This is a genomic window from Klebsiella sp. w6 (assembly GCF_033100215.1).
GTDB classification, from domain to species: domain Bacteria; phylum Pseudomonadota; class Gammaproteobacteria; order Enterobacterales; family Enterobacteriaceae; genus Klebsiella; species Klebsiella variicola.
The window spans coordinates 4143700-4163310 of sequence record NZ_CP136907.1 but is presented as its reverse complement, the minus strand read 5'-3'; the positions used below and the strand labels follow the sequence as shown (position 1 = coordinate 4163310).

Here is a 19611-nt window from a genome sequence, read left to right as displayed (position 1 = left end):
CAACAGAAGGTCGGGAAAGTGTCCGCGTGAGCCACCGTTTTCTGGTGCCGCGGTTGTCGTTAATGATGTTTATGCAGTTCTTTATCTGGGGCAGCTGGTCGGTGACCCTGGGGCTGGTGATGACCCGCTATGAGATGTCACTGCTGATCGGCGATGCGTTCTCCGCCGGGCCGATCGCCTCCATTCTGTCCCCCTTTGTGCTGGGGATGCTGGTGGACCGCTTTTTCGCCTCGCAGAAGGTGATGGCGGTGATGCACCTGGCCGGGGCGGCGATCCTGTGGTTTGTCCCCCAGGCGCTGGTGGCGCAGAACGGCGCCCTGCTGATTGGCCTGCTGTTCGGCTATACGCTGTGCTATATGCCGACCCTGGCGCTGACCAACAATATTGCGTTCCACAGCCTGGCCAATATCGATAAAACCTTCCCGGTGGTCCGCGTGTTCGGCACCATCGGCTGGATTATCGCCGGGATCTGCATCGGGGTGACCGGCATCTCTGATACCACCGGCATCTTCACCGTGGCGGCGCTCTGTTCGGTGGCGCTGGCGATCTACAGCCTGACGCTGCCGCATACCCCGGCGCCGGCCAAAGGCATGCCGGTGCAGTTTCGCGATCTGCTGTGCGCGGACGCCTTCGCGCTGCTGAAAACCCGTCACTTCCTGATTTTCTCCCTCTGCGCCACCTTAATTTCCGTGCCGTTAGGCACCTATTACGCCTATACCGCGTCGTATCTGGCGGATGCCGGCGTCAAGGATGTCAGCACCGCGATGTCGTTCGGCCAGATGTCAGAGATCGTCTTTATGCTGGTGATCCCGCTGCTGTTCCGTCGCCTCGGGGTGAAATATATGCTGCTCATCGGCATGGTGGCGTGGTTTGTCCGCTACGCCTTTTTTGCCCTCGGGGTCAGCGAAGAGGGGCGCTTCCTGCTCTATCTGGGCATTTTGCTGCACGGCGTGTGCTATGACTTTTTCTTTGTCGTCGGTTTTATCTACACCGACCGCGTGGCGGGCGAGAAGGTCAAAGGCCAGGCGCAGAGCATGATTGTGATGTTCACCTACGGGATCGGCATGCTGCTGGGCTCGCAGATCTCCGGCGCGCTGTATAACCATCTGGTGGCCGGCCAGAGCGTGCCGCAGGCCTGGGTGACCTTCTGGTGGATCCCGGCGGTGGCCGCCGCGGTTATCGCGCTGATTTTCCTTTTCTCTTTCCAGTACAACGAGAAAGAGCCGCACTAATTTTTCAGGAGGGGGTATGAAAACGATTAAGGGACCGGGCATTTTTCTGGCGCAGTTTATCGGCCCGCAGGCGCCGTTCAACACCCTGGCGGGGATGGCGCAGTGGGCCGCCGGCCTGAGGTACAAGGCATTGCAGATCCCCTGCAACCACCCGGCGATTTTCGATGTCGAGCGGGCGGCGGCGAGCCAGACCTACTGCGACGAGGTCCGCGGCACCCTGGCGGAGCATGGGCTGGTCATCAGCGAGCTGTCCACTCATCTTGAAGGGCAACTGGTGGCGGTGCATCCGGCGTATGACGCGGCGTTTGACGCCTTTGCCCCAGCCGCGTTACATGGCGATCCGCAGGCGCGCCAGCGCTGGGCGGTGGAGAAAGTGCGCCAGGCGGCAGTGGCCTCCGGCCGTCTGGGGCTGAAGGCCCATGCGACCTTTTCCGGGGCGCTGGCATGGCCCTTTTTTTATCCGTGGCCGCCGCACAATCAGCCGCTTCTGGATGAGGCCTTTGCCGAGCTGGCCCGGCGCTGGCGGCCGCTGCTGGACCACTTCGACGAACAGGGCGTCGATGTCTGCTATGAGATCCACCCCGGCGAAGATCTGCACGATGGCGTGACCTTTGAGCGTTTTCTCGCGCTGGTGGATAACCATCCGCGCTGCAATATGCTCTATGACCCGAGCCACCTGCATCTGCAGCAGATGGACTATCTGACCTATATCGATATCTATCACTCGCGTATTAAAGCGTTTCACGTCAAGGACGCCGAATTTCGCCGCAACGGGCGCAATGGCGTCTATGGCGGATACCAGCCCTGGCAGCAGCGGGCCGGGCGTTTCCGCTCTCCTGGCGACGGGCAGATCGACTTCAAAGGGGTGTTCAGTAAGCTGACCGAATATGATTTTGACGGCTGGGCGGTGCTGGAGTGGGAGTGCTGCCTGAAGGACGCCGAGACCGGCGCGCGCGAGGGCAGCGAGTTTATCCGCCGCCATATCATTCCCGTTGCCGGACGGGCCTTCGATGACTTTGCCGCCGGCGGGAGGGAATAACATGATTCAGGTTGCGATAATCGGGGCAGGGTTTATTGGCCCGGCGCATCTGGAGGCGCTGCGGCGGCTGGGAGATGTCGAGGTCGTGGCGCTGTGCGACAGCCGCCTTGAGGCGGCGCAGCGCAAGGCGCAGGCGCTGAACATTGCCCATGCCTACGACAGCGTGGAGGCGCTGCTGGCCCATCCGGGGCTGCAGGTGGTGCATAACTGTACGCCGAACCATCTGCATGCCCAGATTAACCGGCAGATCCTCGCCGCCGGGCTGCACGTCTTCTCGGAAAAGCCGCTGTGTATGACGGCGGAGGAGGCGCGGGAGCTGGTGGCGCTTGCCGCCCGGGCCGGCGTGGTGCATGGCGTCAGCTTCGTCTATCGCCAGTTCGCCATGGTCCAGCAGGCGGCGGCGATGATCCGCCATGGCGAGGTCGGCAGGATCTTCGCGGCGCACGGCAGCTATTTACAGGACTGGATGCTGCTGGAGACCGACTACAACTGGCGGGTCGATTCGGCGCAGGGGGGCGCGTCGCGGACGGTGGCCGACATCGGCTCCCACTGGTGCGATACCGTACAGTTTATGACCGGTCGGCGGATTGTCGAGGTGATGGCGGATCTGTCGATTGTCTGGCCAACGCGTAAAGCGCCGGTCAATGGTAAAGCGACCTTCAGCGCCGTTCACGAGGCGCAGGCATATGAAACCCGGCCTGTCGATACTGAGGACTTTGGCTCGGTGCTGTTGCGTTTTGACGATGGCAGCAAAGGCAGCTTGATGGTCTCCCAGGTGAGCGCCGGGCGGAAAAACCGTCTGGCGGTGGAGATTAACGGCAGCCTCTGTTCTCTGGCCTGGGATCAGGAAGTGCCCCAGCGACTGTGGATCGGCCACCGCGAGCAGCCGGATCGCCTGCTCAGCGACGACCCGAGCCTGCTGCGGCCGGAGGCCGCCGCCAGCGCCCATTATCCCGGCGGCCATATTGAGGGCTGGCCGGATGCCTTCAAGAATATGATGGGGCATTTTTATCAGGCGGTGCGCGCCGGGAAGATGCCGGAGGCCGGGGCCCGGCGCTTCGCCGCTTTCGACGACGGCGCCGATGTGATGTACATCATCGAGGCGATCGTCAAAAGCCATCAGCAGCAGCGCTGGGTCAGCGTCGAACGCTGAGCGCAGGCGGGGCGCAGGATTATTTCACCCCAAGATAGCCGTCGAGATAGGCACCGGAGAGCTCGTTGCCGAACAGGACGGCATCTTTATTTTCCATCGCATTATCCCATTTGTCGCTGGCGTTGCCGGTAAAGGCGTGCTCGGTGCGGGTGCCCTGCGCCGCCTGTTGTTTGATGGCCTCAGCGGTGCGGCGGGCGTCGCTTTCACTCATGCCAGCGGCTTTATCCTGCTGGCCGCGGGCGTACATTGCCGTGAAGGTCGGCAGGTTTAAACGGTAATTTTCCTGGCGGTTGACGGTGAAATTGCCGCCGACAAAATCGGAGCGGTGGGCGACAAACGCGTAAGCGTGGCGTTCCGGTGACGATTTTGACGAGGTGCAGCCGGTGATCGTTGCCAGGGCACAGCTGAGGGCGAGAACCGCGGTGGAGAGCCTCATGGAGATATCATCCTTAATCATAAACGAAGAAATAGGGCGCCAGGGGGGCTGTCGCCAGAGCGCGAACCGGGTGGAACGGCAAAAGGATGCGCGTTAACGGCGTGGGAGAGAAGCCCTGATTTTTAATAGTTTTCTCGTGCGTTCCCGCGCTTTCGCGCCAGGCTGGCAGGCTGACCAGAGGTCATTTATGATAGCCTGCAGGATCCACCTCTATCGCAGGAAGTGCAGGGTTTATGTCTATTCAGAAAATTGCTCGTCTGGCCGGCGTCTCGGTGGCCACGGTGTCGCGGGTGCTGAACAACAGCGATACGGTAAAAGCCAAAAACCGTGAGCGCGTGCTGCAGGCGATCAAAGAGAGCAACTATCAGCCGAACCTGCTGGCGCGTCAGCTGCGAACCGCTCGCAGCAATATGATCCTGGTGATGGTCTCCAATATCGCTAACCCCTTTTGCGCCGAGGTGGTGAAAGGGATAGAAGAAGAGGCGGAGAAGAATGGCTACCGCATTCTGCTGTGTAACTCCGGGTCGGATCTGGCCCGCTCGACCTCGGGCCTGCAGCTGCTCTCCGGCAAAATGGTCGACGGCATTATTACCATGAACGCGCTCTCCAGCCTGCCGGAACTGACCACCATGATTGGCGATGCGCCCTGGGTGCAGTGCGCGGAGTATGCCGACACCGGCAGCATCTCCTGCGTCGGGATTAACGACGTCGAGGCGGCTCAGGGGGCGGTGTCCCGACTGGCCGATAGCGGCCGCCGCCGCATTGCGCTCATTAATCACGACCTGAGCTATCGCTATGCCCGTCTGCGCGAGCGCGGCTATAAAAGCGTGCTGCACGTGCACGGTCTGGTGTATCAGCAGGTGACTTACGCGCAGGATCTTAGCGCGGCGGCCGGTAAACGGGCGATGGAGCAGCTGCTGTCGCAAGACGAGCAGCCCGACGCGGTGTTTGCCGTTTCGGACTCACTTGCTGCCGGGGCGCTGCGGGCGATTGACCAGGCCGGACTGCGGGTGCCGGAGGATATCGCGGTGATCGGCTTCGACGGCACCGAGCTGGCGGAAGTGGTCTCCCCGCAGCTGACCACCGTCGAACAGCCCTCCCGGGCGATCGGCCGCACGGCGGTGGATCTGTTAATGAAACGCATCGACGATCCCGACGCCGCCGTCGAGCGGGTGATGATGGACTGGCGCGTGATAGCCCGCGCCAGCGCCTGAGGATCAGCGGGAGAAGGCGCCCGCCAGCGCGCGAATGTCGTTGCCGGTGGGCGTTTGATGAATGCGTAAGCCAAACTCCTCCACCACGGCGAAGACATGGTCGAAAATATCCGCCTGGATCCCCTCATATTCCGCCCACACCACGGTGTTGGTGAAGCAGTAGATCTCGATGGGCAACCCGTTGGCATCCGGCGCCAGCTGGCGCACCATCAGGGTCATATCCTGGCGGATGCGTGGATGATGGCGTAAATACTCCTGCAGATAGGCGCGGAAGGTGCCGACATTGGTCATTCGCCGCTCATTGAGAACCGACTGTTCCCCGGCGTACTGCTGGTTCCAGGCGCTAATCTCCTCGTGGCGCGAATCCATATAGGGCTTAAGCAACTTCGCCCGGATCAGGCGCTGCTGCTCCTGTTCATCAAGAAAATGAATGCTGGTGGTGTCGATGTTGAGGCTGCGTTTGATGCGGCGGCCGCCGGAGGCCGACATGCCGCTCCAGTTTTTAAACGAGTCGGAGACCAGCGACCAGGTTGGAATGGTGGTGATGGTGTTGTCCCAGTTGCGTACCTTGACCGTGGTGAGGCCGATATCGATCACCGCGCCGTCGGCGCCGTACTTCGGCATCTCCAGCCAGTCGCCAAGCTTGAGCATATCGTTGGCAGAGAGCTGGATACCGGCCACCAGACCGAGGATCGGATCTTTAAACACCAGCATCAGCACCGCGGCCATCGCGCCGAGCCCGCTAATCAGGATTGCCGGTGACTGGCCTATCAGCAGCGAAATAATCAGGATGCCGATAATAATCGCCGTCACCAGCTTAATCCCCTGGAATATCCCCTTCAGCGGCAGCTGAGAGGCGGCAGGAAATTTCTGCGCCAGCTTTAAGATCACATCCAGCAGCGAGAAGAAGGACAGCATGGCATATATCATCACCCATAGCTGAGCCACGGTGGTTAATATTTCCGCGGCCTCGCTGCCTTTTTGCAGCCACAGCACCGCCTGCACGTTGACGATGATCCCCTGCAGGGTAAAGGCCAGTCGGTGAAAGAGTTTATTCTGCGTGATGATTTGCAGCCACAGATGGCTGCTGGCCAACGCCCGTTTTTCAAAAGCGCGCAGGACCACTTTGTGCAATATCAGATGCACGACCACGGCGGTGAATAAGATAATGCCGAAGATAATCATCAGCGAGCGGGTGGGGGTTATTTCGATTCCTAAGGCGGCAATTTGCGATATTAATTCCTGCATAACGTCTCCTGAATATCCAGCGGGTATGATGACCGCTGGATAGCTATTATGCAAATCACCGCCGCCGGTATTACGACGCTACCGTCGCCGGCTGTCGGTTGAGATGATGGCGCAGCCACAGCGCGATCGCCCCCAGCAACAGCATCATGGCCACCTCGACCAGCAGAAAATCAATCAGCGCCTGCGGATAGTTTCCGCCGCCGCGACGGGCCAGCGCCAGGAACAGCGAACCAAGGATAGCCGGTCCGAGACCGAGGGTCGCCTGCTGCAGGGTGCTGAGGATGGCGCTCCCGGCCCCGGCGTCGCTGGCGCTGATATCGCGCATGCCAATCCGGTAAAAGCTGTTGACGATCAGCGCCTGACCGTAGCCGATCAGCGCCGTGGCGGGGACCAGCGTCAGGGCGGTGGTGGCGATGCCGAAGCGGGAGAAGGTGGCGCACAGCAGCAGTAGCCCGGCGATCTGCACCGCCAGACCAGTCAACAGGATCCGCCCCATGCTGTGGCGGGCGATAAGCCGCGGGGCATACAGCGCCGAAATAAAATAGGCCACGCCGAGGGCGATAAAGCTATTGCCGGACTGCCACGGCGCCATCCCCAGCCCCTCCTGCATGGTCAGCGCCATGCAGAACATAAAGCCGGACCAGGCGCTGAAAAATAGCAGGGCGATGGCCATCCCGAAGCGGATGCTGGTCAACTGCAGCAGACGCGGCGGCAGCAGGGGATGGTCGCCGCGCTGCTGCTGGCGCAGGGCGCTCTGACGCATGGCGAACAGCAGCGGCAGGACCGCCACCAGCATCAGCTGCAGCCACAGCGGCCAGTGCAGCTCCGGACCGAGGGCCATCGGGAACAGCAAGCAGCAGAGGATCAGCGCGAGGTACAGCGTGCCCTGCCAGTCAATACGCGACGGCGTCTCGCGACGGGTTTCCGGCACATAGCGGCGGCTCAGAGCCAACACCAGCAGGCAGATCGGCACATTGATAAAAAAGGCGTTGCGCCAGCCCAGCCCGGCGATGTCCGCCGATACCAGCCAGCCGCCGCCCATCTGTCCGACAATAAAGGCGATCCCGCCGATGCCGCCATACAGGCTGATGGCCCGGGCGTGGGCGGGGCCTTTGAGGGTCACGTGCAGGGTGGCGAGGATCTGCGGCACAATCAGCGCCGCCCCGGCGCCCTGCAGGGTGCGGGCCGCCAGCAGGGCGCTGATGCTGTTCGCCATCCCGCACAGCAGGGAAGCGATGCCAAAGAGGGCGACGCCCCACATAAACAGGCGCCGGCGGCCATAGTTATCGCCAAGCTTACTGCCCATCGCCAGGCAGACGGCAAAGGCGACGCCGTAGAGCGCGACGATAAGCTCCAGCTGCGTGGCGCTGGCCGCCAGGGTGTGGGTGATGGCGTCCAGCGCCACATTGGTGATCGAGGTATCAATAAGCGGCAGCATCTGGCCGCCCAGCAGCAGCAACAGACCGGCGCGGCCGGGTGAAACAGCAGACGTATTCATGGGATTCTCCATTGCGTCATTCAGCAGACCGACGTAGCATTACCGATAAATTAAACGGGTACCAGTTCCTGTCTATACTGGTACTGGCACTACTATGCTGGAGGGGTGATGACCACGATGCCGCAACGGGAGTTGACGATCGCCGTGCCGGACGATCGACGCAAACAGCTGGGGGCATTTTTGCGCGCCCGCCGCGAAAGCCTCGATCCGCAGCGCCTGGGGTTGCCCCGCGTGGGCCGCCGGCGCACGCCGGGCCTGCGTCGGGAAGAGGTGGCGATGCTCGCCGACGTCGGCGTCACCTGGTACACCTGGCTGGAGCAGGGGCGGGAGGTGAATCCGTCGGAGGCGGTGCTGGTGGGGGTCGCGAATGCCCTGCAGTGCAGTCCGCTGGAGACCCGGCACCTGTTCGTACTGGCCGGGCTGACCCCGCCGGAAGCCACCCAGGTGACGGTGTGCGAAGGCATCAGCCCCGGCACCCGCCGGATGCTGGACAGCCTGATGCCGCAGCCGGCCAGCATTCAGAAACCGAACTTTGATATTGTGGCCTGGAACGACAGCTTCTGCCGCCTGATGGGCATCGATTTCGCCACCCTCCCGGAAGAAGATCGCAACTGTATTTATCTCTATCTGACCCATGAGACCTGGCGCAGCCGGATCGAAAATCGCGATGTGCTGCCGACCTTCGTCTCCTATTTCCGCGCCGCGATGGCCGAGCACCGTGGCGATCCGGCGTGGGAAAACAAGCTGGCGCGCTTTTTCGCCGCCTCGTCGGAGTTTGAAGCGCTGTGGCATCAGCGTTACGAGGTGCGCGGTGTGGAAAACCAGATTAAACATTTTAACCACCCGCAGCTCGGGCGATTCAGTCTGCAGCAGATGTACTGGTATTCGGCGCCGCGCAACGGTTCGCGCCTGCTGGTCTATCTGCCGATGGACGAGGCGGGCGAGCAGGCGCTGGCGTGGCTGGACCAACATTAATCACAGGGAATCAGATGGCTGGCAATGTGCCATCTTCGGGTATTCCCGGCCGGCGCTGCTGGACGGTTCCCTTACCCTCCGGGAGAGGGGTAGGGAAAGCACTGTCGGGAAGTCCTGTATGTGATCTACGACTTCAGCACACATTGCGCTCCCGATACGCCTTCTGCGTTATGTCACTCATGGCGCAGGGAGCGCACAGGGGGCGGCCAGTCGCCGCCGCCCCCTGTACCCCCGGGCTCCGGCCAGCAACATCGCCACTGCGTGGTGCCTTCGACTTATCCCTGCAGGCTTCGGGTCGGGCCGAGGCAGCGTCCGTGCAAAACACGGCCCTCAGCCCGCATCCATGCGGGCTGCCCCGGCCTTCCGGGAACGTCTCAGCGATGTTGAGGCCGCCAGCATCGGCAGTTTCAGCAGCCCCAGGACCCGCGGTGATTTGGGTTTGTAGGCCGGGTAAGGCGTACGCCGCCACCCGGCAGAAAGGCGAGCACATTAGCGAAAACAGGTTTGTCATCAGTCTCAAGGAATGCCTATGAACGTAACCCGAAAAGAGCAGCGCATTATTCAGCGCGCGCTGAACGCCTGGCAGGCCAGCGGGGAGTTAACCCCGTCGGACAGTCAGCGGCTGGCGCACACGCTGCGCGTCTCCCCCTTCGACTGGCGGCGCCTGAGCCGCTACGCCTTCTGGACCGCGCTGGCCTGCGTGCTGATTGCTCTGGGCAGCCTGTTTGCCGACAGCGAGCTGGTGGCGTGGCTGCTGAGCCTGTTCAGCCACTCGGCGCTGACGCGGATCCTGCTGCCTGCGCTGCTGGCGGTCGCCTGCTACGGCTGGGGTTTTCGCCGCCAGCGGCGGGAGAGGCAGTGGCACTACAGCACCGAGGCGATTTTGTTTCTGGGCGTCGTCTTTACCGCCGTGTCGCTATGGCAGCTTGGCGAACGGCTGGATAACGGCAGCGGCCATATCGCACCGCTGTTTCTGGCCGGATGCGTGATTTACGGCGCCATCGGCTATATTGCCCGCTCCGGGCTGGTGTGGCTCTTTTTTCTGCTGGCGCTGGGCAACTGGTTCGGCGCGGAAACCGGCTACGTCTCGGGGTGGGGCGCCTACTGGCTGGGCATGAACTACCCGATTCGCTTCGTCCTGTTCGGCGGCGCGCTGCTGGCGCTCTGCTACGGCGCGCAATCCCTGCTTCGCCAGCGGCAGCTGTTTACCGTCAGCAAGGCGATGGGCCTCACGTACCTGTTTATTGCGCTGTGGATCCTGTCGATTTTCGGCAATTACGACGCAGACAGCTGGTACCAGGTGAGCCAGGCGCGACTCTTGCCGTGGGGGCTGCTGTTTGCCGTAGCGGCCGGCGTCTGCATTTTTATCAGCCTGAAAACCGATGACGGAATGCTGCGCGGCTTCGGACTAACCTTCCTGGCGATCAATCTCTATACCCGTTTCTTTGAGTTTTTCTGGAACGGGATGCACAAAGTGCTGTTTTTCCTGATCCTTGCCGTCTCGCTGGCGGTGATTGGCCGCTATGCCGAGCGCATCTGGCACGCCGGCGAAGGGCAGGTGGAGAAAAAATAAGCTCGCGTTGAGAACGCTAACCCCTCAGGCCGCGCTCAGTCGCGGCCTTTTTTCGTCCCTGATTCCAGTTTCAGCACATTTTTCTGCGATTGGCTGCAAATGAGCATAGGCTTGCCGGGCATCTCAAAAATTAGCCTTTAAGGCAATTTGTCTTCTATGCTAACCTCCAGAAGAAGGGAGTCTGATGTTCAGATTGGTTGTGCATGTGGACGTTAAAAAGGAATTGCAGGCGCTTCCGCCCATTGTCCAGGCGAAGATGATCCGGCAAATAGACAAGTTACGCCAAAATCCCACCGCGCTGAGAGAACCTGACAGTAAACCGCTGGGGCAGGGGCTATTTGAAATTCGTGCGTTAGGTTCGGTACAGGGGCGAGGGATCTACGTTTTTCAGCAAGGCAAGACGCTCTTTCTGCTACGGGTTTTTGTCAAGAAAACGCAAAAAACCCCGTCATCGGAAATTCGCCTGGCGCTGAAGCGATTAGAGGAGATGCGCAATGAGTAAAAAGATCATTGACTGGGATACGTTAAAAACAGAACTGCTTAGCCAGCCTGAGGTTCAGGCTGCATTCGATGCGCAAGAACGTCAACAGCGATTACGTACTATGCTGGCGCAATGGCGCGAGCAGGCGGGGCTGACCCGAGCCCAGGTGGCGCAGAGGATGGGGGTGAGTGCGCCGACGGTCTCCAGAATGGAAGCCAATATCACCCGCGCCAGTCTGGATACCTTAACGCGATACGCGTTAGCCTGTGGAATAAAGCACCCACAAATTTTACTTTACTAACGCCCTCGGTGGCGATTCACTTACCGGCTCAAATTAACGACAGGCCGCACGGACCGTAGGTCGGGTAAGCGAAGCGCCACCCGACAAAACAACGGCGCATCGGGCTACGGTTCCGGGGAACAGTGAATGGGTGCGCTCTGCTGCCCTCACCCCGGCCCTCTCCCACAGGGAGAGGGAGAAACCGGCAGTTTCAGTCGCGCAAATGGGTAAATCACCAACAGGTCGCACGAACCCCAGGCCGGGCAAGGCGTGAGCCGCCGCCCGGCATAAAAGCCGCTCCGCACCCGCTGCCCGGCGGCGCTGCGCTTGCGCGGGCCTACGGTGAGAGGTAACTATATGATATACATTGTTATGTAGGCCGGGTCAGGCGTAGCCGCCACCCGGCAATAACAAGCAGCACCAGAGGCGCCCGGTGAAAGGCGCCTGGTGGAGAGATTAAATCTCGGTAATGGTCGTCGACTGCGGCAGACGCGACTTCGGCAGGGTGGCGTTGAAATCTTCCACGCTATGGTGGCCAACCGGGACCACCACCAGGCTGGTGTAGCCCTGGGCTTTCAGGTCAAATTCCTCATCGAGGATCGCAAAATCAATCCCTTCGATCGGCACGGCGTCGAGGCCCATCGCCGCCACGCCCAGCAGGAAATTGCCGACGTTGAGATACACCTGCTTCGCCATCCACTGATCGTCATCTTTCAGCTCTTTGCGGTGCATATCGGCAAAGAAGGTACGACCCTTGTGGTTAGCGGCTTTTGCGTCCGGGGTGGCGAAACGGCCATCGGCCTCTTCCTGATCCACCACACGCTGCAGCCAGGCGTCGTCCATCGCGGTTTTCGCGCAGAACACCACCACGTGCGAGGCGTCGAGAATTTTGCGTTCGTTGAACACGTAGGTGCCGCTGGCGGCTTTGGCTACGCGAGCTTTCCCTTCATCGGTGCTGGCGACGATAAAGTGCCACGGCTGGGAGTTGGTGCTAGACGGGCTGTACTGCAGCAGCGTTTTCAGCTGTTCGGCTTCGCTGGCAGTCAGCTTTTTCGTGGCGTCAAAGGCCTTGGTGGAATAGCGCTTTAAAGCGACCGATACGATATCCATAACTCTTCCTCACAGTTTACAGCACCTTACCGGTGCGTTAAGGAGAGGAAGAGTACAGCGAAGATCGCCAAATGATAAGGGTGAAAAATGCGATAACACTTATCGCATTTGGCTGAAAATCAGCGCGGACGCAGGCGCTGCTGGGCCTTTTTACTCAGCTTGTTCACCACCTGATGCCACGAATCGTCAATCAGCTCGGCCAGCAGATCCTCGCTGATATCCTCTCCCGGCACCACCGTGATCCAGTGTTTCTTGTTCATATGGTAGCCCGGTTCGATACTGCGATAAATTTCCTGATTGAGCAGCGACTTCTGCGGCTCAGCCTTCAGGTTGACCAGCGCCCGGCCGCGAATGGTCATGGTGATCATAAAGATACGGCCATCGACCTTAAACACGTCGTACTCTGGCCCAAAAGGCCAGCAGTGCTCGGTAAACGGGTAGGTCAGGGCGATACGATGAGCGCAGGGATGCAGCATCTCGGGGGTCATTAGGCGTCCGCCTCATGCAGGGCGTTCCACATGGCTTCAAAGCCGAGGGCGATAATCTCCCGGGCGCGCTGCGGATCGTGGCTGGCGAATTCGATGGTGGTCTCCGCCAGCGACAGAAACAGGGCATCGCCAAAGGCGCGGTACGCCTCGCTGAGAAAAATCTCTTTCACCGACAGCTGGCACATTTCGTTGAGCTCCGGGAAGCTCTCTTTTACCTGGCGACGGGTTTCGTCGGTGATGCGCTCGCTAAGCGCCATCCGGCGGATCGCCTTGTGCTCCATCGGGTTGCGCACCCCCCAGTCGATATAGCTGTTCCAGATATTGCGCGCGTTCTCTTTCGGGCGCTTTTCGTGCGGATCCAGCCCGGCGATCATTGTGCGCACCAGGCGCAGCTTAATCGCGAGGTACAGCTCGTTGAGCAACTCATCCTTGGTGGCGAAATAGCGAAACAGCGTCCCCTCGGCCACCCCAGCGCTGCGGGCGATGGCCGACGTCGAGGCGGCGATGCCGGACTGGGCGAAAGCCGCGGTGGCAGCTTCCAGTAACGCTTGCTTTTTATCTTCACTCTTTGGACGAGCCACTACTTTTTTCCTCACGCAGGTTTAAACAAACCGCCGATCTTTGCACGTCTGACCAGGTCGCTGCAACGGCGGAACGCAAAAATTGAAAATCGTCTTGACGACTTTCATCACTTTCCTAATAATGAGTGCGTACTCACTCATAATCAAGTTATATCACAAAGCCTCCGGGATGGGGGCTTTTGTCTGGTCAGGATATGAACCGTGTCACTTTTAGCGTGGTCGCCATCATGTTACTCGCAGCAGCAACGACATTGCCGTTTGTCCTCAATGCCGGTTTTGGTAAGGCGCCGCAGGGGGCACAGCTTAGCCAGGTGGAAGCGTCTCCCCACTACCGGGACGGCCAGTTCCATAACCAATTGCCCACGCCAGGGTTCACCGGGCAGAAAAATATGCTGGCGGCGTGGTGGGATTTCCTGATGACCAAACGGGAAAACGCCCGTCCCGCTCAGCCGCTGCCGCTGGTGAAGACCGACCTGGCGACGCTGCCCCTGGGGCAGGATGTGATGGTCTGGCTCGGCCACTCCTCCTGGTACCTGCAGCTGGCAGGAAAACGTATCCTGATCGATCCGGTGTTCAGCGATTACGCGGCGCCGTTCTCCTTTATCAATAAAGCCTTTCCCGGCGACTATCCGTGGCGGGCGGAAGGGATGCCAGACATCGATCTGCTGATCATCTCCCACGATCACTACGACCATCTGGATTACGCCACCATCCGCGCCTTGCTGCCGAAAATTAAGCGGGTCATTACGCCGCTGGGCGTCGGGTCGCATCTGCGCTACTGGGGGATGGACGGGGCGCTGATTACCGAAGCGGACTGGCAGCAGGCGATCCCGGTCAGCGATGAATTCACCGTTCACGTTCTGCCGGCGCGGCACTTTTCCGGCCGCGGACTGAAGCGTAACCAGACGCTGTGGGCCAGTTTTCTGTTCGTCACCCCGCAGCAAAAAATTTATTACAGCGGCGACAGCGGCTATGGGCCGCACTTCAAAGCGATTGGTGATGAATTTGGTCCGGTTGATCTGGCGATCATGGAGAACGGGCAGTATGACCAGGACTGGAAATATATTCACATGATGCCGGATGAAACGGCTCAGGCTGCCGACGACCTGCGCGCCCGCGCGGTGCTGCCTGGGCATGCAGGACGGTTTGTTCTGGCGAAACACAGCTGGGATGAACCGTATCAACGGCTGGCGGCTGCCAGCGAAGGAAGGGCCTGGCGTCTGCTGACGCCTATGCAGGGCGAGCCGCTGTGGGTCGCCGATAAGACGCAATCATTTAACGCCTGGTGGCGCTAAGCGCCAGTGCAGTTTCAGAGGAGAGAGCATATGACGATTTCCGCTCAGGTGATTGACACTATCGTCGAGTGGATTGATGACAACCTGCATCAACCGCTGCGTATTGATGATATCGCTCGCCATGCCGGGTATTCGAAATGGCATCTGCAACGGCTGTTTTTACAGTACAAGGGAGAGAGCCTTGGGCGCTATATTCGTGAAAGGAAGCTGCTGCTGGCCGCCCGCGATCTGCGCGACACCGATCAGCGGGTCTACGATATCTGCCTGAAGTATGGCTTCGATTCGCAACAGACCTTTACCCGCGTCTTCACCCGGACCTTCAACCAGCCGCCGGGCGCCTACCGCAAAGAAAACCACAGCCGCGCCCACTGAGGCGCGCTCTCCTGGTTTACCGTTCGAGGGAAAACCAGCGACGCCACACCCAGCGCAGCACCAGAAATTCAAGGGTGCCCAGCGCTAAGAACCACAGACAAAACAACACCGTATAGAGCTGGTTGAGATCCATCATATGGAATGTCTCAACCAGCTTTTGCGCCAGCGTCAGGCCCAGCGAAGGCGCGGGCAACAGCAGACAGGAGAGCAGGGCCAGCAGTAAGATCCCGGCGGCGGAGAGCAGCGTTTCCAGCGGATGTTTCATGTCATGTTAATCATCAGTTAAAAAACATATTGTCCGGTAAAATAATGCTTAACGCAATATGCTTTGTTTTTTTACTCTCTATAATACGGCTATTTTAAATATTATTGCCTGCCTTTCGCTCTCATGTTAATTAATCTGAAATAATTTGTAATTAAGTTAATTGCAGCTGGGTGTAAATTAACGTCATTATTATGCCAGCGCTTTTACAAAACTATAAGTGCTATATCCCACCAGCGTGGCAACAATGATGGCCAGCAGGATGTACAGCACCAGACGGCGTCCGCGGTAGATTCCAAACATATTTAACCTCGTTTAGTTTTGGTTTATTAATATTCTGTAATATTTATCTTGTGAATTAACTTATCACACATTTTGTATTTTGCGAAAAATTTAGGCGGATATTGGATCACATTTTTACCGGCTTTTTAGCCACGTTTTACTTCATTGGCCAGGAATGATTTCAGGCTTTCCGATTCACGGAATTTATAAGGAAAATGTAATTTGACCAAGATGAATAACCCAAAGTTTACGACGCCCTCGGGCGACACCGCGCCACGGCAGGTCTGGCAGCAGACCGTTGACGCAGTGCTGGCGCAGACAAAAAGCCAGGCCGCTGGGTTAAATTCCGCAGACGCCGCCGAGCGCCTGAATACCTTTGGTCCGAATGCCCTGCCGGAAAAGAAGGGTAAACCGGGCTGGCTGCGCTTTCTCGCCCACTTTAACGACGTACTGATTTACGTGCTGCTGGCGGCTGCGGCGCTGACCGCCATTATGGGGCACTGGGTCGATACCCTGGTGATCCTCGGCGTGACGGTGATTAACGCCCTGATCGGTCATATCCAGGAGAGCAACGCCGAAAAATCCCTGCAGGGGATCCGCAACATGCTCTCCAGCGATGCCCGCGTCCAGCGTAACGGCAAACATGAGACTATCCCGACGCGCGACCTGGTTCCAGGGGACATCGTTATCCTGCGCGCCGGCGACCGCGTACCAGCGGATATGCGCCTGATTGAAACCCACAACCTGCGGGTGGAAGAGGCGATCCTCACCGGCGAGTCGACGGTGGTGGATAAAATCACCGACGCGCTGGAGGGCGACCTGCCGCTGGGCGACCGGGTGAACATGGTCTTCTCCGGCACCACCGTCAGCGCTGGCGGCGGCATCGGCGTGGTGACCGCCACCGGCGCGGAGACCGAACTCGGCCATATCAACCAGATGATGGCGGGCATTGAGAAGCACCGTACCCCGCTGCTGGTGCAGATGGATAAGCTCGGCAAAGCGATTTTTGTCATTATCCTCGCCATGATGGTGGCGCTGTTTATCTTTAGCCTCGCGCTGCGGGATATCCCGATGGGCGAGCTGCTGCTGTCGCTGATTAGCCTGGCGGTGGCCGCGGTACCGGAGGGGCTGCCGGCGATCATCTCGATTATTCTGTCGCTGGGCGTGCAGACGATGGCGCGCAAGCGGGCGATTATTCGTAAGCTGCCGACCGTGGAAACTCTCGGCGCCATGACCGTGGTCTGTTCGGATAAAACCGGTACTCTGACGATGAACGAAATGACCGTCAAAGCGATCATCACGGCAGACTGCTGCTACCGGGTGGAAGGCGACAGCTATGAGCCGCAGGGACGGATCTTCCTTGAGGGGAGCGACGAGCCCGTGCAGGTTCAGCCCGGCACCGTGCTGGAGACCTGGCTGCGCACCATCGACCTGTGTAACGACAGCCAGCTTACCCAGGATGAGCGCGGTCTGTGGGGGATCACCGGCGGGCCGACCGAAGGGGCGCTGAAGGTGCTGGCGGCGAAAGCGCAGCTCCCGGCGGTGGAGGCCCGTCTGGTGGCCAAGATCCCCTTTGACTCACAGTACAAATATATGTCGACCCTGCAGCACATCGATGGCGAGGCCCGGGTGCTGATCACCGGTGCGCCGGACGTTATCTTCGCCATGTGCCGCGAGCAGATGAGCCGCCACGGCGCGGTGCCGTTCGAGGCGCAGTACTGGGAAGAGGAGATGGCGCGCTTCGCCCGTCAGGGACTGCGCATGGTGGCGGCGGCCTGTAAGCCTGTCAGCCTTGATGCCACCACCCTCAACCATGAGGACCTGCAGGAGGGGCTGATTTTCCTCGGCATCGCCGGGATGATGGATCCCCCGCGTCCGGAAGCCATTGACGCCATCCATGCCTGCCAGACCGCCGGGATCCGCGTGAAGATGATCACTGGCGACCACCCGCAGACGGCGATGAGCATCGGCCAGATGCTGGGGATCACCAACAGCAGCCAGGCCATGACCGGCTACCAGCTGGAGCACATGGACGATGCGGCGCTGGCGAAGGCGGCGGTGGAGTACGACATCTTTGCCCGTACCAGCCCGGAGCATAAGCTGCGCCTGGTGAAAGCCCTGCAGGATAACGGCGAAGTGGTCGGCATGACCGGAGACGGCGTCAACGACGCGCCGGCGCTGCGCCAGGCCGACGTGGGTATCGCCATGGGTATCAAAGGTACCGAAGTCACCAAAGAGGCGGCTGACATGGTGTTGACCGATGATAACTTCGCCACCATCGCCAGCTCGGTAAAAGAGGGCCGTCGGGTCTATGACAACCTGAAGAAGACCATCCTCTTCATCATGCCGACCAACCTGGCGCAGGGGCTGCTGATCATCATCGCCCTGCTGGCGGGGAACATTATTCCGCTGACCCCGGTGCTGATCCTGTGGATGAACATGGCGACGTCGGCGACGCTCTCCTTCGGCCTGGCCTTTGAAGCCGCAGAGCGCAACGTGATGAACCGCCCGCCGCGTAAAACCGGCCAGCACGTTATGGATGGCTTCGCCGTGTGGCGAGTGGCTTTTGTCGGGTCTATGATTGCTATTGCCGCCTTTATCCTTGAGGCCTGGCTGGCGCCGCGCGGCCACAGTCCGGAGTTTATCCGCACCGTGCTGCTGCAGATGCTGGTGACGGCGCAGTGGGTCTACATGATCAACTGCCGCAGCAGCGACAGCTTCTCCCTGAGCATGGGTCTGCTGCGCAACAAAGGCATCTGGCTGGTGACCGGTGTCCTGCTGCTGATGCAGCTGGTCATTATCTATGTCCCGCTGATGCAGAGCATGTTTGGTACGGAAGCGCTGCCGCTGCGCTACTGGTTTATCACCCTGGTCATCGGCGTCGCCATGTTCCTGGTGGTGGAAGTTGAGAAGCGCCTGACGCGCCGGTTCCGCAAAACGGCTTGATTGATCTCGCGCGCCTCGCTGCAGGCGCGCGTTACTTTCGCAAGGATCCCCCTATGATTAAAACCTTCCGCTTTGCTCTGCTGGCCTGCGGTCTGGCCAGCGGCGCCCTGACGGCGACCGCCGCGCCGGCGGTGCCGGTCCGCGTCGCCACGGTTGAACTGGCGCCTCATGCTGAAGAACGCGCCATCCCCGGGCGGGTCGAGGCGATCCGCGCCGTCGACATTCGCGCGCGCACCGAAGGGGTGATAGTTAAGCGCCATTTCCAGGATGGCCAGTATGTTACCGAGGGCGACCTGCTGTTTACCCTCGACGACGCGCAGCCCCGCGCGGCCCTGGCCCTGGCGCAGGCCGAGCTGAAAAGCGCCGAAGCCTCATTACGTCAGTCGCAGCAACTGCTCACTCGCTACGAGCGGCTCATTAACAACCACTCCATCAGTCGCAACGACGTCGACACGGCCCGGATGCAGCGCGACGTCGCCGCCGCCGCCGTGCAGCAGGCGAAAGCCCGCGTCGAGGCCCAGCAGATTGTGCTCAGCTACACCCGGATTGCGGCGCCGGTGACCGGTCGCGTGGGCCACAGCGCCTTTCACGTCGGGACGCTGATTAACCCATCCAGCGGCGTGCTGGTGGACATCGTGCAGCTGGATCCGGTGCGGGTGTCGTTCGCTCTCGACGAAGCCGCATTTTTCAGCAAATCCGGCCAGCATGCCGACATCCACGCCCTGAAGCAGGCGTGGCTGGCGCAGATTGAGGTGGATGGCAAACGGCGCGATGGGGTGTTGACCTCCATCGATAACCGGATTGACGCCCGCACCGGCAGCGTGGCGGTGCGGGCGGAGTTCGCCAATCCGCAGCACCGTCTGCTGCCGGGCGGCAGCGTAACAATCCTGTTCCGTCCGCAGGAGCTGCAGTCACGGGTGATGATCCCGGCCGCCGCCGTGCAGCAGGATCCGCAGGGCTTTTTCAGCTGGGTGCTGAAGCCGGACCACACCGCCGGGCAGCGTCGTCTGACCCTCGCGGGGCAGCAGGGGCAGCAGTTTGCGGTTGAGAAAGGGCTGCAGGCGGGCGAGCAGGTGATCACCGACGGCGCGCAGCGTTTACGCGAAGGCGCCGCGGTACAGGTGCTGAACTAAGTAAGGAGAAGGG

The 19611-nt window shown here is 60.3% G+C and carries 19 protein-coding genes; 12 read left to right on the top strand and 7 right to left on the bottom strand.

The annotated features are described in order from the left end of the window. Positions 1 to 26: 26 nt before the first annotated feature. Genes R0140_RS20455 through R0140_RS20445 form a run of 3 tightly spaced genes read left to right on the top strand, consistent with a single transcriptional unit; the run spans position 27 to position 3424 of the window. Positions 27 to 1232 (top strand): MFS transporter, encoded by a 1206-nt coding sequence (locus R0140_RS20455; RefSeq protein ID WP_012542531.1) that lies wholly within the window; start codon positions 27 to 29, stop codon positions 1230 to 1232. Positions 1233 to 1248: 16 nt separating this feature from the next. Further along, positions 1249 to 2271: a sugar phosphate isomerase/epimerase family protein gene (locus R0140_RS20450; RefSeq protein ID WP_032729529.1), complete on the top strand. Its 1023-nt coding sequence runs from the start codon at positions 1249 to 1251 to the stop codon at positions 2269 to 2271. 1 nt (position 2272) lies between these two features. Further along, positions 2273 to 3424 carry a Gfo/Idh/MocA family protein gene (locus tag R0140_RS20445; RefSeq protein WP_012542529.1) on the top strand — a complete coding sequence of 384 codons (1152 nt, stop codon included), beginning with the start codon at positions 2273 to 2275 and terminating at the stop codon, positions 3422 to 3424. Between the two features lie 19 nt (positions 3425 to 3443). On the opposite strand, the gene R0140_RS20440 is transcribed toward R0140_RS20445, so the two are convergent. Next, positions 3444 to 3860: an Exc2 family lipoprotein gene (locus R0140_RS20440; protein ID WP_004183289.1), complete on the bottom strand. Its 417-nt coding sequence runs from the start codon at positions 3858 to 3860 to the stop codon at positions 3444 to 3446. Positions 3861 to 4093: 233 nt separating this feature from the next. On the opposite strand from R0140_RS20440, the gene R0140_RS20435 reads away from it, so the two are divergent. After that, positions 4094 to 5074, top strand: coding sequence for a LacI family DNA-binding transcriptional regulator (locus tag R0140_RS20435; protein ID WP_012968759.1), 981 nt, complete (start codon positions 4094 to 4096; stop codon positions 5072 to 5074). A 3-nt stretch (positions 5075 to 5077) separates the two neighbouring features. Here the strand turns inward: R0140_RS20435 and R0140_RS20430 are convergent, their stop codons facing one another. Further along, positions 5078 to 6322, bottom strand: coding sequence for a mechanosensitive ion channel family protein (locus R0140_RS20430; protein WP_004202471.1), 1245 nt, complete (start codon positions 6320 to 6322; stop codon positions 5078 to 5080). A gap of 70 nt (positions 6323 to 6392) precedes the next feature. Further along, entirely contained in the window at positions 6393 to 7820 is a 1428-nt protein-coding gene (locus R0140_RS20425; protein ID WP_023297179.1) for an MFS transporter, read from the bottom strand. Positions 7821 to 7928: 108 nt separating this feature from the next. Here R0140_RS20425 and R0140_RS20420 point away from each other — a divergent pair, with 108 nt between their 5' ends. From R0140_RS20420 to R0140_RS20405, 4 genes are all read left to right on the top strand, one after another. Continuing rightward, positions 7929 to 8795: a helix-turn-helix transcriptional regulator gene (locus tag R0140_RS20420; protein ID WP_008805530.1), complete on the top strand. Its 867-nt coding sequence runs from the start codon at positions 7929 to 7931 to the stop codon at positions 8793 to 8795. 529 nt (positions 8796 to 9324) lie between these two features. After that, positions 9325 to 10368 carry a DUF2157 domain-containing protein gene (locus tag R0140_RS20415; RefSeq protein ID WP_016160437.1) on the top strand — a complete coding sequence of 348 codons (1044 nt, stop codon included), beginning with the start codon at positions 9325 to 9327 and terminating at the stop codon, positions 10366 to 10368. A 184-nt stretch (positions 10369 to 10552) separates the two neighbouring features. Beyond that, positions 10553 to 10870, top strand: coding sequence for a type II toxin-antitoxin system RelE/ParE family toxin (locus R0140_RS20410; protein WP_012542526.1), 318 nt, complete (start codon positions 10553 to 10555; stop codon positions 10868 to 10870). Then, complete coding sequence (locus R0140_RS20405) at positions 10863 to 11150, top strand: helix-turn-helix domain-containing protein (RefSeq protein ID WP_012542525.1); 288 nt, start codon at positions 10863 to 10865, stop codon at positions 11148 to 11150. The genes R0140_RS20410 and R0140_RS20405 overlap by 8 nt, the downstream gene beginning before the upstream one ends. 435 nt (positions 11151 to 11585) lie before the next feature. On the opposite strand, the gene nfsB is transcribed toward R0140_RS20405, so the two are convergent. From nfsB to R0140_RS20390, 3 genes are all read right to left on the bottom strand, one after another. Next, on the bottom strand, positions 11586 to 12239 hold the full coding sequence (gene nfsB, locus R0140_RS20400) for an oxygen-insensitive NAD(P)H nitroreductase (protein ID WP_012968755.1): 654 nt from the start codon (positions 12237 to 12239) through the stop codon (positions 11586 to 11588). 119 nt (positions 12240 to 12358) lie between these two features. Further along, positions 12359 to 12727 (bottom strand): MmcQ/YjbR family DNA-binding protein, encoded by a 369-nt coding sequence (locus tag R0140_RS20395; protein WP_008805536.1) that lies wholly within the window; start codon positions 12725 to 12727, stop codon positions 12359 to 12361. Continuing rightward, positions 12727 to 13308: a TetR/AcrR family transcriptional regulator gene (locus R0140_RS20390; RefSeq protein WP_012968754.1), complete on the bottom strand. Its 582-nt coding sequence runs from the start codon at positions 13306 to 13308 to the stop codon at positions 12727 to 12729. Before R0140_RS20390 ends, R0140_RS20395 begins: the two co-directional genes overlap by 1 nt. 179 nt (positions 13309 to 13487) lie before the next feature. Here R0140_RS20390 and R0140_RS20385 point away from each other — a divergent pair, with 179 nt between their 5' ends. Then, positions 13488 to 14603, top strand: a complete 1116-nt coding sequence (locus R0140_RS20385; RefSeq protein ID WP_162493283.1) for an MBL fold metallo-hydrolase — start codon at positions 13488 to 13490, stop codon at positions 14601 to 14603. A 30-nt stretch (positions 14604 to 14633) separates the two neighbouring features. Next, positions 14634 to 14975, top strand: a complete 342-nt coding sequence (locus tag R0140_RS20380; RefSeq protein WP_002893035.1) for a RamA family antibiotic efflux transcriptional regulator — start codon at positions 14634 to 14636, stop codon at positions 14973 to 14975. Between the two features lie 16 nt (positions 14976 to 14991). Here the strand turns inward: R0140_RS20380 and R0140_RS20375 are convergent, their stop codons facing one another. Next, positions 14992 to 15240, bottom strand: coding sequence for a DUF1158 domain-containing protein (locus tag R0140_RS20375; protein ID WP_008805539.1), 249 nt, complete (start codon positions 15238 to 15240; stop codon positions 14992 to 14994). Positions 15241 to 15741: 501 nt separating this feature from the next. Here R0140_RS20375 and R0140_RS20370 point away from each other — a divergent pair. Beyond that, complete coding sequence (locus tag R0140_RS20370; RefSeq protein WP_032734923.1) at positions 15742 to 18465, top strand: cation-transporting P-type ATPase; 2724 nt, start codon at positions 15742 to 15744, stop codon at positions 18463 to 18465. Between the two features lie 53 nt (positions 18466 to 18518). Beyond that, positions 18519 to 19598, top strand: coding sequence for an efflux RND transporter periplasmic adaptor subunit (locus tag R0140_RS20365; protein WP_032734925.1), 1080 nt, complete (start codon positions 18519 to 18521; stop codon positions 19596 to 19598). Positions 19599 to 19611 lie beyond the last annotated feature (13 nt).